The 13,464-nt window shown below is 66.4% G+C and carries 14 protein-coding genes; 5 read left to right on the plus strand and 9 right to left on the minus strand.

Annotated features, from left to right (window positions below; translation table 11 throughout):
* Positions 1–60 precede the first annotated feature (60 nt).
* On the plus strand, positions 61–306 hold the full coding sequence (locus tag E4K65_RS15345; RefSeq protein WP_027545230.1) for a PilZ domain-containing protein: 246 nt from the start codon (positions 61–63) through the stop codon (positions 304–306).
* Positions 307–557: 251 nt separating this feature from the next.
* Here E4K65_RS15345 and E4K65_RS15350 read toward each other — a convergent pair whose 3' ends face one another.
* The 7 genes from E4K65_RS15350 to cobS all read right to left on the minus strand — a co-directional run bounded on the left by E4K65_RS15350 (position 558) and on the right by cobS (position 7,559).
* Positions 558–965, minus strand: a complete 408-nt coding sequence (locus tag E4K65_RS15350; protein ID WP_135174890.1) for a hypothetical protein — start codon at positions 963–965, stop codon at positions 558–560.
* Positions 966–1,120: 155 nt separating this feature from the next.
* The gene (locus E4K65_RS15355) at positions 1,121–2,233 is read right to left on the minus strand and encodes an NADH:flavin oxidoreductase/NADH oxidase (protein WP_135174891.1); all 1,113 of its coding nucleotides are present in this window, start codon (positions 2,231–2,233) and stop codon (positions 1,121–1,123) included.
* 212 nt (positions 2,234–2,445) lie between these two features.
* Positions 2,446–3,144 carry a hypothetical protein gene (locus tag E4K65_RS15360; RefSeq protein WP_135174892.1) on the minus strand — a complete coding sequence of 233 codons (699 nt, stop codon included), beginning with the start codon at positions 3,142–3,144 and terminating at the stop codon, positions 2,446–2,448.
* A 31-nt stretch (positions 3,145–3,175) separates the two neighbouring features.
* A complete protein-coding gene (locus E4K65_RS15365; protein WP_135174893.1) occupies positions 3,176–4,246 on the minus strand; it encodes an esterase-like activity of phytase family protein in 1,071 nt (356 codons plus the stop codon).
* Positions 4,243–6,150 (minus strand): cobaltochelatase subunit CobT, encoded by a 1,908-nt coding sequence (gene cobT, locus E4K65_RS15370; RefSeq protein ID WP_135174894.1) that lies wholly within the window; start codon positions 6,148–6,150, stop codon positions 4,243–4,245. The genes E4K65_RS15365 and cobT overlap by 4 nt, the downstream gene beginning before the upstream one ends.
* The gene (locus tag E4K65_RS15375) at positions 6,147–6,557 is read right to left on the minus strand and encodes a GNAT family N-acetyltransferase (protein WP_027545236.1); all 411 of its coding nucleotides are present in this window, start codon (positions 6,555–6,557) and stop codon (positions 6,147–6,149) included. Before E4K65_RS15375 ends, cobT begins: the two co-directional genes overlap by 4 nt.
* 3 nt (positions 6,558–6,560) lie before the next feature.
* A complete protein-coding gene (cobS, locus tag E4K65_RS15380; RefSeq protein ID WP_008144548.1) occupies positions 6,561–7,559 on the minus strand; it encodes a cobaltochelatase subunit CobS in 999 nt (332 codons plus the stop codon).
* A 296-nt stretch (positions 7,560–7,855) separates the two neighbouring features.
* On the opposite strand from cobS, the gene E4K65_RS15385 reads away from it, so the two are divergent.
* Complete coding sequence (locus tag E4K65_RS15385; protein WP_135174895.1) at positions 7,856–8,515, plus strand: DedA family protein; 660 nt, start codon at positions 7,856–7,858, stop codon at positions 8,513–8,515.
* Positions 8,516–8,671: 156 nt separating this feature from the next.
* Here the strand turns inward: E4K65_RS15385 and E4K65_RS15390 are convergent, their stop codons facing one another.
* A complete protein-coding gene (locus E4K65_RS15390) occupies positions 8,672–9,910 on the minus strand; it encodes a citrate synthase family protein (protein ID WP_135174896.1) in 1,239 nt (412 codons plus the stop codon).
* A 78-nt stretch (positions 9,911–9,988) separates the two neighbouring features.
* Between E4K65_RS15390 and E4K65_RS15395 the strand changes: the two genes are divergently transcribed.
* Both E4K65_RS15395 and E4K65_RS15400 read left to right on the plus strand, forming a co-directional pair.
* Complete coding sequence (locus E4K65_RS15395; protein ID WP_135174897.1) at positions 9,989–11,083, plus strand: citrate synthase/methylcitrate synthase; 1,095 nt, start codon at positions 9,989–9,991, stop codon at positions 11,081–11,083.
* Between the two features lie 220 nt (positions 11,084–11,303).
* Positions 11,304–12,350, plus strand: coding sequence for a sensor histidine kinase (locus tag E4K65_RS15400; protein WP_135174898.1), 1,047 nt, complete (start codon positions 11,304–11,306; stop codon positions 12,348–12,350).
* Here the strand turns inward: E4K65_RS15400 and E4K65_RS15405 are convergent.
* Positions 12,347–12,979 carry a J domain-containing protein gene (locus tag E4K65_RS15405; RefSeq protein ID WP_135174899.1) on the minus strand — a complete coding sequence of 211 codons (633 nt, stop codon included), beginning with the start codon at positions 12,977–12,979 and terminating at the stop codon, positions 12,347–12,349. The two genes, E4K65_RS15400 and E4K65_RS15405, sit on opposite strands and share 4 nt — an antisense overlap.
* Before the next feature lie 107 nt (positions 12,980–13,086).
* On the opposite strand from E4K65_RS15405, the gene E4K65_RS15410 reads away from it, so the two are divergent.
* Entirely contained in the window at positions 13,087–13,362 is a 276-nt protein-coding gene (locus E4K65_RS15410; protein ID WP_135175011.1) for a BolA family protein, read from the plus strand.
* Positions 13,363–13,464: the final 102 nt, after the last annotated feature.

The raw sequence follows: 13,464 nt of genomic DNA on the forward strand, positions 1-13,464 counted from the left end.
TCCCGCCGATCATTGCAACAGACCACCCGCGCTATCCGCGGAATTGGAGGAGATGTGCCAATGCATCCGCGAAGGTTCGCCCGTGTGAAGCCCGCAGGACTGGTGTCGCGCCAGGCCAAGATCATCACCGACCCGCGCGCGCCGGTGATTCCCTGCACGCTGATCGACTATTCGCCCGGCGGGGCCTGCGTCGATCTCGGCGGCCAGGTGAGCATCCCCGACCGGTTCGAGCTGCTGCACGTCAACACCAAGAAGCGCTGCCGCATCGCCTGGAAGCGCGGCACGCGGGTCGGCGTGGTGTTTTAGGGAAGCTGTCACCGTAACCGAATAATTCCCGCCGAGCACTCCGCTCTGCTCCCTCCCCCCTTGCTGGGAGAGTTGGCGAGGGGGGTGGCCCAGCAAAAGGTGCGGGTCGCATGCGAGGCCGCGGCAACAGAGTTTCGCTCAACGCGATAGAGCACGCCGTGTGGCTCCCCCTCCCTAGCCCTCCCCCGCAAGGGGGGAGGGAACGCAGTGTGCTTCGCGGCGCTGTCTTTTCCAGAGCAACAAGCGACGCCTTACTTCCGCATCCGCGCCTTCGCGCCGGCGACGATCTGCATGGCGACGCCGGCGATCCAGCCGAACAGGACGAGCCAGGTCCAGACCATGTGCGGATCGAGCCGCAGCACGATGACGGCGACCGAGGCGAGCGCGGCGAGCGTGGCGCAGAGCGTGCCGGCGGAGCTCAAAAATTCCGCGGCGTCGATGGCGCTGTGCGCCTCGTCGAAGGGCAGCTGCGGCGTGTCGATGCCGAGATAGAAACCGACCGCGCCCAAGCCCATCATCAGCATCAGGAAACCCTGCGTGGTGAGCGGAGCGATCGCCGATCCGACATAGGCGCCGACGAACAGCCCGCAGGCGGCCCCCGCCATCGCGAGACCCACGCGCTCCAGCACGTGAGCAGCGTTGCGAACGCGAAAACGCATGGCGGGCCTCCGTGAGGCGTTGAACGTTGCGAAGGTTAGGCCAGTTTTGCGGGGGGTGGAAGCTGAGGGAGGTTACGGATGCGTGAGGGGCGGCTGCGATCTCGCAACTATACCTATGGAGTTACTCCCTATGGTTATGCCGCCGTCCCCGCACCTCACCTCGCCCCGAACGTCGTCTTGCCGAACAGCGCCTTCTGCGTCGACGGCTGCGAGCGCCAGTATTGCGGCGGGGCTTCGACCTCGCCGCCGAGCTCGGCTGCGGCGTGCCAGCCCCAGCGCGGGTCGTAGAGCATGCCGCGGCCGAGCGCGATCATGTCGGCCTTGCCGGAGGCGACGATCTCCTCGGCATGCTTCGCGTCGGAGATCATGCCGACGGCGATGGTGGGCAGTCCCGTCTCGCGGCGGATGGCGTCTGCGAACTGCACCTGATAGCCGGGGCCGAGCGGAATCTTCTGCAGCGGCGAGACGCCGCCGGAGGACGCATCGATCCAGTCGATGCCGCGCGCCTTCAGCACGCTCGCGAATTCGAGGGTCTGCGCCAGATCCCAGCCGCCCTCGACCCAGTCGGTCGACGACACCCGCATGCCGATCGGCTTGTCGTGCGGGAACGCGGCGCGTACCGCGTCGTAGACCTCGAGCGGGAAGCGCAGGCGGTTCTGCAAGCTGCCGCCATACTCGTCGGTGCGCCGGTTCGAGATCGGCGACAGGAACTGATGCATCAGATAGCCGTGCGCACCGTGCAGCTCGATGGCGTCGATGCCGATGCGCTCGGCGCGTTTCGCGGCCTCGACGAAGGCCTCGCGGATGCGCGTCAAGCCCGCGGCATCCAGCGCCAGCGGCGCGGCCTCGCCCTCCTTGTGCGGCAGCGCGCTTGGCGCCACCGTCTGCCAGCCGCCGTCACTGACCGGGATCAGCTGGCCGCCGTCCCAGGGGCGCGCGCTGGAGGCCTTGCGGCCGGCATGGGCGAGCTGCATCGCGACCGCGGTGGAGGAATGCTTGCGCACGGAGGCGAGGATCTGCTTCAGCGCGGCTTCGGCGGCATCGCTGTAGAGCCCGAGGCAGCCCGGCGTGATGCGGCCGATCGCCTCGACATGGGTCGCCTCGATGCAGAACATCGCAGCGCCCGACAGCGAAAGATTGTTGATGTGGGTGAAGTGCCAGTCGGTGGGAACGCCGTCCTCGGCCGAATACTGGCACATCGGCGACACCACGACGCGGTTCTTCAACGTCAGGCCGCGCAGCTTGATCGGGGAAAACAGGGCGCTCATGCGGGAGTTCCGGGGGATGAGAGGGGAGATTAAGGGGAGTGTAGTGAGGGATGCGCGGATTTCCAGCGGCGCGGCAAGCATGCCCGCCAGCGAGGCCATGCATTGCGCGCGTCATATGATCACAAGAGGCCCCTTGGCTGTCGCCAAAACCTCCGCTGTCATCCCGGGGCACGCGAAGCGTGAGCCCGGGACGACGATCGAATTTGGGGCCCCTACTCCAGCTCCTCGAACTGGCCCGCCCTGGGCTTGCCCATGCGGATGCGGCCGTCGGGCAGCAGCTCGCCGTCGGCCTCGGCGGAAAACTGGACCGTGGTGCGGCCGTCCTTCATCGCTGTCGCCTTGCCGAGCGGCCCGAGCTTGTCTGCGAGCGCGGCGTCGTCGAGCACGAACACGCGGTAGTCGGTGAGATGGAAGCGCCGCGGTGCCGGCCATGTCAGCGCGGGGACCGATGTGCGCATATCGCCGTCGGTCTTGATATCGACGCTGCGGCCGGTCACGTCGCGGAACAGGTCCGGCGCATCGATGAGGCGCACGCGGCGGCCGTCGATGGCGTAGAGGTTCAGCGTGACGATATGGCGCTCGCTGCGGAAGGAGACGGCGACGGTGCGCGAATCGGCCGACCAGGCGGCGTGGAACGCATCCGGCGCGGTGTCGAGGATGTTGTCGTCGTTGACGTTGTCGAGCGTCATCAGCCGGCGATGGCCCGGCTCCGCCATCAGGTAGATGCGAAAACCCTCGCCACCGGTCTCGCCGCCGCCATGGGCTGCGACGGACAGCTTCCCATTCGGCGCGCGGCCACCCTGGATGATGGCGTATTCGTTCTTTCCATACCGGTGCTCGGCCGTCGCAAAGGCCGGCGACAGCGCGGCGAGCGTGAGAGCAAGGGCGAGGATGGCGCGGCGGAAGGGCATGAGGGTGTGTCGCGATACGGGCGGCGAACGTTCACTCCACCAGCGTGAACTGGAGCAGCAGCGTACGCTGGAGCATTGAAAAATTGTCGTCCGAGACCAGCGTCAGCACGGTCTCGCCCGCCGGCGTGACGTGGGCGTCGATGCCTTCCATGTTGTCGATCTCCTGGCCGAGATCGGCCCTGAACAACGCAGGGCCGTCGGCCACCGCGCCCGGCGCGATGGATTTCAGGGGAATCGAGCGGATGCGGATGTCGACGCCGCTGAACCAGGAGAATTTGCGTTCGAGGATGAGCAGCTCGCCCGAGGGTAGCAGCACCGCGTCGCTGATGTCGAATTTCTCGGTGCGGCGGACGCTGAACTGGCCGGGCGCAGGACCGCCGATCAGGAACGCGACCAGATTGCCGTCGACGTCCAGCCCGCGCTCGGAGAAGGCGATCAGGGTGCCCGCGAGCGGCTGGCCCTTCGGGACGAAGACCAGCCCCTCGAGCCCCTTGTTGTGCGGCAGCCTGCGCAACGCGGGCGGCACCTGGATCACCTCGCCGCGGGCGCGCGTGCCGCCCTTCGAGAAATCGTAGCGCAGGATCTGGTTGACGCGCTCGAGCCCGACATAGACGATATTGCCGTCGCGCGTCAGCGACTCCGAATCCCACCAAAGGCGCTTTTCCGTGATCGGCCGCCCCTCGGCATTGAGCAGCGGCGCCGCCTCGACGTCGTCGAGCCCGGCCATCTTGCTGCCGGAATAGCGGATGGCCCCGGTGAACCAGCCGCCCTGGTCGGAGATCGCGAGGAAGCGCTCGCCCTTGGCGTCGAGCCGGATGCCGGACAGGCCGCCGAAGCCGCGATAGGGCGAGGTCAGCACCAGGCCGCTGCGATACTCCAGCGAACCGAAGCGCGTGCGCGAACGGTCGCGCGGCTCGAAACTGGCGATCGGCCGCGCGTTGACCTCGATGCTGACCGGCTCGGCGACGGCGCGCTCGACCTGGAGCGGGCGCGGCGGCGGCTCGGTCGTGGCTTGCGCCTGCGCCAATCGGGACAGTGCGAAAGTGGAAAATCCCGCCGCCGCATGGCCAAGGAAGCTGCGGCGGGATTGATGGCTGCTCACGAATGCAGTTTGCGACGCGGCCGGCCGGCCGGCTGGATCGGCGCGGTGTTGGTCTCGCTGAACAGCTCGGCGAGCTTCTCGGTGATGGCGCCGCCGAGCTCCTCAGCGTCCACGATCGTCACCGCGCGGCGATAGTAGCGCGTGACGTCATGACCGATGCCGATCGCGATCAGCTCGACCGGCGAGCGGGTCTCGATCTCCTCGATGATGTGGCGCAGATGCCGCTCGAGATAGTTGCCGGGATTGACCGACAGCGTGGAATCGTCGACCGGCGCGCCGTCCGAGATCATCATCAGGATCTTGCGCTGCTCGGGCCGGCCGAGCAGGCGCTTGTGCGCCCAGTCCAGCGCCTCGCCGTCGATGTTCTCCTTCAGCAGTCCCTCGCGCATCATCAGGCCAAGGTTCTTCCGCGCACGGCGCCAGGGCGCGTCGGCGGACTTGTAGATGATGTGGCGGAGGTCGTTGAGACGGCCGGGATTGGCCGGCTTGCCGGCGGCAAGCCACGCTTCGCGCGACTGCCCGCCCTTCCAGGCGCGCGTGGTGAAGCCCAGAATCTCGACCTTGACGCCGCAACGCTCCAGCGTGCGCGCGAGAATGTCGGCGCAGGTCGCCGCGACCGTGATCGGGCGGCCGCGCATCGAACCGGAATTGTCGAGCAGCAGCGTCACCACGGTGTCGCGGAACGTCGCCTCCTTCTCGTGCATGAAGGATAGCGGGTGATAGGGATCGGTGACGACGCGGGACAGCCGCGCGGGGTCGAGGATGCCCTCTTCGAGATCGAACTCCCAGGCGCGGTTCTGCTGCGCCATCAGCTTGCGCTGCAGCCGGTTGGCGAGGCGGGCGACGATGCCCTGCAGATGCGCGAGCTGCTTGTCGAGATAGGCGCGCAGGCGCTCCAGCTCGTCATGGTCGCAGAGATCTTCGGCGGCAATCACCTCGTCGAATTTCGGCGCGAAGGCGTGGTATTCCGGCCCGCGCGGCTCGTTCTTCCCGTGCGAATTCGGCCGCGTCGCCTCGCCCGGCGTCTCATCGTCGCCGAGTTCGCCGTCGTCGAACGTGTCTGACGTCGAGGCCTGCGCGCTTTCCATCGCGCTCTCGCTCATCTCCTCGCTCGACGCCTGCGCCTGGTCGGCGCTCATGTCCTGGGCGGCATCGGAATCGGGCGAACCCTCGGCGCCGGACTGGTCGTTGTCGCCGTCGCGGTTTTCGTCGTTGTCGTCATTCTCTTCGCTGTCGGCGTTGCGCTCGTCACCGAGCTCGAGCGCGGACAGGAGGTCATGCACGGCGTCGCCGAACCTGGTCTGGTCCTCGACCACGCCGTCGAGCCGGTCGAGCCGCTTGCCGATCTTGTCTTCGAGAATCGGCCGCCAGAGATCGACCATCTTCTTCGCAGCCGTCGGCGGCGCCATGCCGGTCAGGCGCTCGCGCACCAGCATCGCCAGCGCATCGGCCAGCGGCGCGTCGGCGCGGTCGGTGATCTCGTCGAACTTGCCGCGATGGAAATGATCGTCGAGCATCGCGGTGAGGTTTTTCGCAACGCCCGCCATGCGGCGCGCGCCGATCGCCTCCACCCTCGCCTGCTCGACCGCCTCGAACACGCCGCGCGCCTGCGGATTGCCCGGCATCAGCTTGCGATGCAGCTTCGGATCGTGACAGGCGATCTTCAGCGCGATGGAGTCGGCGTGGCCGCGCACGACCGCGGCGTCACGCTTGGTCATCTTGCGCGCCGGCTCGGGCAGCCGCGCCTTGCCCGGCGCAAGGCCCGGCCGCTCGGCGGCAAAGGAGACCTCGAGCTCGGGCGATTTCGCGATCGCCTTCAGGCAGGAGGCCACCGAGCGCTTGAACGGCTCGGTCGGCGCTTCCTTGCTGTTACGGAATTTGGAATTGGATGATGATGTGCTCATAGCGACTTCGTAAACGAATGGCGCGTCACGCCGCCGGGATAGCCCTTGAGAGTGCCGAATTCCTCGTACCCGCAGGAACGATAGAAGCCCGGCGCCTGGAAACTCATCGTGTCGACATGGGCCTGGATCGCGCCCTGCCGTCTTGCCTCGTCCTCGATCGCCGCGATCAGCTTCGTGCCAAGCCCCTTGCCGCGCTGCTTCTGGTCGATCCAGAAATACTGGATGAACAGAACCGTAGCCCAGAGATGCCCGACGATGCCGCCGACGATCTTGCGGCCGTCCTTCAACGAGACCGCGATGCTCTTGGCCCTCTGCTTCCCGAACTGCTCGTCGTTATAGGCACCGAGCCCGGCGAGCACAGCCTTCTTGGTGGTCCCAATGGTGCGCTCGACGGTGATGGTTGGCATGGCCTAGCTGAGCGCCACGTTGACCGCCGATTCCGGCAGCTCCGCGTTGAAGCAGCGCTGGTAGAACTCGGCGACCAGGGGACGCTCGAGCTCGTCGCACTTGTTGAGGAAGGTGACGCGGAAGGCGAAACCGATATCGCCGAAGATGTCGGCGTTCTCAGCCCAGGTGATCACCGTGCGCGGGCTCATCACCGTCGACAGATCGCCATTGGCGAACGCGTTACGGGTAAGATCGGCAAGGCGCACCATCTTGTTGACGATGTCGCGGCCTTCCTGGGTGCGATAATGCTTGGCCTTCGCCAGCACGATCTCCACTTCCTCGTCATGGCTGAGATAGTTCAGCGTGGTGACGATCGACCAGCGGTCCATCTGGCCCTGGTTGATCTGCTGGGTGCCGTGATAGAGGCCCGAGGTGTCGCCGAGGCCGACCGTGTTGGCGGTCGCGAACAGGCGGAAGGACGGATGCGGCTTGATCACCTTGTTCTGGTCCAGCAGCGTCAGGCGGCCGGAGACCTCCAGCACGCGCTGGATCACGAACATCACGTCCGGGCGGCCGGCGTCGTATTCGTCGAACACCAGCGCGACATTGTGCTGGAGCGCCCAGGGCAGGATGCCGTCGCGGAATTCGGTGACCTGCTTGCCGTCGCGGACCACGATCGAGTCCTTGCCGACGAGGTCGATACGGCTGATATGGCTATCGAGGTTGACGCGCACGCAGGGCCAGTTCAGGCGGGCGGCGACCTGCTCGATATGGGTGGATTTGCCGGTACCGTGATAGCCGGTCACCATCACGCGGCGATTGCGGGCGAAGCCGGCGAGAATGGCGAGCGTGGTGGCGCGGTCGAAGCGGTAGTCGGAATCGACTTCGGGCACGTGAGGATCGACTTCGGAATAGGCCGGCACTTCGAGATCGCTGTCGATCCCGAACACCTGGCGCACCGACACCTTCATGTCGGGCAAACCGGAAACTTCCTCAACTTTGGACAGAGCGGCGGTCGTCATCAATCCTCCGAGGTCCCGGGCGATCCCGAGACCAGTTATTGCACGGTGGCTGCGGCTGGGTGCGTTTGCGAACCTATCAGAGACAACGTGCGGGCAGAAGCCCGCCCTCCAATCAAAGTTCCATTGTCTTTTCATTTAGATAGGCAAGGAGCGCGATTTTTGGAAGGCTGCCCTGCGAATCCCGCTCGTATTTCAGGCGGGTCAGCCGGCCTGCCCACGCGAATGGCACTTTTACCGCCTCCCCTTACTTATGTAGGGTCTGAATCCGCCTGGCCCCGCCCAACACGAAAGCCGACGTGACGTCATTCCTCGATCCCTTGATCTCGTTCGTTTCGGCCCATGCGTGGCTGGCCTATCTGACCCTGTTCCTGGCGGCGCTTCTGGAAGCGGTTCCGGTGGTGGGATCGGTGGTGCCGGGCTCGACCATCATCCTGGCGCTCAGCGCCCTGGTCCCGGGCGGCGAGCTCAAACTCGGCTGGGTGCTGCTGGCGGCAGCGACCGGGGCCGTGCTGGGTGACGGCTCGGCCTACTGGATCGGGCACCGGCAGCAGCGCGAGATCCTCAACACCTGGCCGCTGACCAATTATCCGCGCGTGGTCGAGGAGAGCGAAAGCTTCTTCCACCGCTTCGGCACCTGGGCCGTGTTCTTCGCCCGCTTCGTGCCGCCGATCCGCGCGTTTGTCCCGGTTACGGCCGGCGCGCTCGGGATGCCCCCTGCCCGCTTCTACGCGATCAACATCCCGGCAATCCTGGTCTGGGCCCCCGCGCATGTGCTGCCGGGCGTGCTGGCGGTGTCGGCCCTGCACGAATATGCCGGGCTGCATCACCACGGGCATGTCGGCAAGCACATCTGGATTTTGACCGTGGCGGCCGTGGCGATCACATTGGGGCTGGCGATATGGATCATTCGCCGGCGGCAGGGCAGCGGTGTCGCGGCGGCAAAGCCGCGGGCTTAACCGGCCGCCACACCACAGGTGTCGTCCCGGCGAAGGCCGAGACCCATAACCCCAGGGAGGAGTTATGGCGCGAGCTGGCAACCACGAGTCTTCGTCAAACCAAATCCTGTGGTTATGGGTCCCGGCCTTCGCCGGGACGGCGCTGAGAAATGAGCTTTATCGCTCTTCCAATTTGGCGGGCGTGCCCCCCGCCCTCCGCCCCGGCGCCGGCCCCACATACCTTGCCCTTGGCCTGATCAGCTTGCCGAACTGCAATTGCTCGCTGGCATGGGCGATCCAGCCGACGCTGCGGGCCATCGCGAACATGGCGAGCTCGCTGCCGGCGGGCAGCCGCAGGGCATGCACGAGGACGGCGAGCGCATAGTCGATGTTGACGAATTCGCCGGTCGCCTCGGCAATCCGCTCCGGCACTTCGCGCGTGAATTTGCGCGGCGCGCCGGCGCGCGAGAGCGCATTCAGCAGCGATTGCGCGCGGGGATCGCCGCGCTTGTAGACGCCGTGGCCGAAGCCGGCGAAGCGCTCACCGAGCGCGACGCGTTCGCGCACCACGGGAGCGACGTCGCGGTCGACCAGCGTTTTCACCAGCTGCGAAGCCAGCACGCCGGCGCCGCCATGCTTCGGCCCCTTCAGCGCGGCGAGGCCGGCAATGACGGCGTCGTAGAGATTGAGGCCGGTCGAGGCCGCGCAGCGCGCGGTGAAGGTCGAGGCGTTCAGTTCATGATCGGCGAGCAGAACCAGCGCGCGGCGGATCAGATCGGGCGCGTGCTTGTTGTCCGCCGCCCAGACGCGCGCGACCTGCTGATGCAACGGCTCGGCCGAGGCTTCCGCATTGAGCATGGTTGCAACCAGCAGGCGGACGATGCGCGCGCCGACCATCGCGCGGCCATCGGGTGCACGGGTGAAGGCGCGCGGATCGGCGCTCGCGGCCAGCGCCAGCACGGCGATGGCGCGGTCGATCGGCGCCGCCCGCCGCGCGGCCCCTGCGATCGTGCGCATCTCCTCGGATATCTCGGGCTGATTATCAGGCGCAAACGGATCGACGCCGGAGACGTCCCAGAGCAGCGTCGCCGTGTGCTCCAGCGTGTCGTTCTCGGCGAGATCGACACAATTGACGCCGCGATAGATCGCACCCTCCTCGGTGATGGTCGAGATCTCCGTGTCCATGACCGGCAGGTCGGCATCGAAGCTGCGCAGCCCCCGCGGCTCCGGCGACGGTACCCGGCGCTCCTTCAGGGCGCGGACATCCTCGGCGCGGTAGCGGTTCTTGCGCGAATCCGGCGTCGGCTCGGAGCGGATCAGGCCTCGGCTGACATAGGCGTAGAGCGTGGCCGGCGAGATCGCGAGCTCGGCGGCGGCCTCCCGGGCAGAGAGGTAGAGCTCATCGGAATTTTTCATATTGATTTATGTAATCAAGATTGATCAATCTGTCGAGAGGCCCGACTTTTATCGTGCGTAGAACAGGAGATTTAGGCCATGAACATCCACCTCACCAAGAGCCAGATCGGGCTGGACGGCGTCCCCGCGGCCGAGACCGTGCTGAGCCATGTCGACGGCGAGCGCGGCGAGCTGATCATCGCCGGCGAGCATGTCGGCCGGCTGGCCGCCAAATCGAGCTTTGAGGGCGTCACCGCCCGGCTCTGGAACGGCGCCAGCAAGACCTCGCTGAGCGAGGCCAATGTGCGGGCGAGCCTGGGCGCCGCACGCGAGCGTGCCTTCGCGCGGCTCGCCGAGCTGCTGCCGGCGACGCACGGCATGGGGATCGTCGACGGGTTTCGCGCGGCCGTCGCGGGCCTTCGCGCCGAGCACGGGCTGGAACATGAGGCGACCATCGTCGGCGCGTTTCCGGTGATTTCAGGCGCGCTGGTCCGGCGCGCCAAGGGGCTGGAGCCGGTCGCCCCCGATCCGAGCGCGAGCCACGCCGCCGACTCGCTCCGCATGCTGCATGGGCGCGCGCCGGCCTCTCGCGAGGTCACGGCGCTCGATGCCTATCTCGTCACCGTCTGCGACCACGGCATGAACGCCTCAACCTTCACAACGCGCGTGGTGGCCTCGACCCAGGCCGACCTGTTCGCGGCCGTCACCGCCGGCTATTGCGCGCTCACCGGTCCCTTGCATGGCGGCGCGCCGGAGCCGGTGCTGGAAATGCTCGATGCGATCGGCTCGCGCGAGCGGATCCAGCCCTGGGTGGATGCGGCACTGGCGCGCGGCGAGCGCATGATGGGCTTTGGTCATCGCGTCTATCGCGTGCGCGATCCGCGCGCCGACGTGCTGAAGACCGCGATCGAGGCCCTCGCCTCCAACGGAGCCGACCTACCCTTCGCCGGCGAGGTCGAGGCCTATATCCGCGCCGCGCTGCGCAAGAAGAACCCGGAGCGGCCGCTGGAGACCAATGTCGAGTTCTTCACCGCGATCCTGCTCGATGCGCTGGCGATTCCAAGGCAGGCGTTCACGCCGATCTTCGCGGTGGCGCGCGCCGCGGGGTGGACCGCGCATGCCCGCGAACAGCAGCGCACGGGACGGCTGATCCGGCCGAGTTCGTCGTATGTCGGGGCGATGCCAGAAGAATGATGCAGTGACCCGGATGGAGCGAAGCGTAATCCGGGGAAGCCGATCGCCGTGCGAGAAAGCCCGGATGGCGCCGACGCTCCATCCGGGCCGGCTGCTTGGCTAACCGCGCCAGCGCAACACGCCGCAAGAGACCGTGATTGCGAGGACGGACTGGCGGCCATGCAGGAACACCCGAGCGCCTGGCGACTTACCTATCTGCCCCCGGTAGATCAGGAACGCTATGCTGGACTTGTTAGGACATTCGGACGAGGCCAGGATCGGCGAGATCGCCGCCAGCTATGCGACGAGCCGGAGCGAGGCCGACGCCGATTCCGAAAGGCGCTTTCGCGACTTGCTCCAGGCGTTGCCCGCCGCGGTCTACACGACCGACGCAGACGGCCGCATCACATTCTTCAATCGCGCCTGCGTCGATTTTGCCGGACGCACGCCAAAGATCGGCGAGATGTGGTGCGTGACATGGAAGCTCTACCTGCCTGACGGAACGCCGCTCCCCCACGATGAATGCCCGATGGCCATCGCGCTCAGGCAGAACCGGCCCGTGCGCGACGTCGAAGCCGTGGCCGAACGGCCGGACGGCTCCCGGATCTGCTTCATGCCGTATCCGACGCCGCTGCGCGACAAACGCGGCCGATTGGTTGGGGCGGTGAACATGCTGGTCGACATCACGGCCCGCAAGCAGGCCGAGCAGCGGATGATGCTCCTCACCTCCGAGGTCGACCATCGTTCGAACAATCTGCTCGCAGTGGCTCAGGCGATGCTGCGGCTGACGAAGGCAGACACCGCAGAAGAGTTCCAGGCCGCGTTTCAGGGCCGGCTCAGCGCCCTTGCCAACGTGCAGAGGCTGTTCTCGGCCTCGCGCTGGACTGGCGCGAATCTGAAGACCATCGTCGAAGAGGAACTGCGGCCCTACGCAAGCCGGGACGGCGAGCGGATCAGGATCGCGGGAGACGACGTCCATCTGCCGCCGACCCTCGCCCAGTCGATCGCAGTCGCGCTGCATGAGCTGGCGACCAACGCTGCCAAATACGGGTCGCTGTCGACGCCTTCGGGCACGTTGGAGATCCGCTGGGCGACCAATGATGCAGAGCCCCTCGTGCTGCACTGGTCGGAGAGCGGCGGTCCCCGGGTCAACGCGCCGCCGACGCGCAGGGGCTTCGGGGTCGGCGCGATCGATGGCATCATCCGGACCTTGCGAGGAAAGGTTACCCGGCAGTGGAAGCCGGAAGGACTGGTTTGCGAACTGTCCTTCCCCGAGGTCGCCGCCTAGGCCTCCCGCACGACCGTCTTCAGATAATTATACGCCTTGATGATCTCGATCAGGCGGTCTTCGGTGGAGCGGTCGCCGCCATTGGCGTCGGGGTGGTGCTGCTTGACCAGCGCCTTGTACTTGGTCTTGACGTCGGCGAGCGTGGCACTGGGGCCGAGGCCCATGACCTGGAGCGCCTTGCGCTCGGCGTTCATCACCTTGCGCGTCTCGGCCTTGGGCTGGGCGTCTGGCCCCTTCCGCCAGTTGGCGCGGCCGTTGATCTCTGAGAACATGCTGAACGGATCGGACGCCATATCGATCTCGGCTTCCGCACCCTTCTTGCCGCCATTGGCGCCCATCTTCCAGGTCGGACGGTGGCCGGTCAGCGCATCCTTCTGGTAGCGCGCGACGGCGTCGGCATTCATGCCGGAGAAGAAATTGTAGTTCTGGTTGTACTCGCGCACGTGGTTCAGACAGAAATGCCAGTACTCGCGCTGGTTCTCACGCCCCTTCGGCGCGCGGTGTGCGCCCTTGTTCTGGCATCCGGCCCATTCGCACGCGACCGCGGTGTCGCGCGGCTTCACCTCGGGCTGCTTGCCCCGCGGCTTGACGCGGATGGAGTCGAAGAACTTTGATGAATCGATCGGCATGGCTGACTTTGACTACGCAATGCAAAAACCTTCAAGTCTTGACATTGCAATTAGCTGCGAACCCGGCAAATAACGGAGTGCGATCTCTGCACCTGAATGGCACACACATGGCTATGAGCGATACTATCAGCAACAAGTTGCAGGAAGCTTTCACGCCGGAAAGCCTGCAGGTCGTCGACGAGTCACACCTGCATGAAGGCCATGCCGGCCATCGGCCGAGCGGCGAGACGCACTTCCGCGTTTATATTGTGTCTCAAGCCTTCAAAGGGAAGAGCCGGGTCGATCGCCATCGCATGATAAATGCGGCGCTGGCCGCGGAACTCTCCGGCAGCGTGCACGCGCTCGCGATCCACGCGCAGGTGCCGGGGGAAGGCGGGACCTAGCTCGCCAATCCGGCTGTCATGCCCGCCACCGGGTCTCGCCTTCGGCCAGCCCGATGACAGGCTCCGGCGGGGCATCCAGTAAACACTGCTGGCGAGATTCAA

This window comes from Bradyrhizobium niftali, from assembly GCF_004571025.1.
GTDB lineage: Bacteria > Pseudomonadota > Alphaproteobacteria > Rhizobiales > Xanthobacteraceae > Bradyrhizobium > Bradyrhizobium niftali.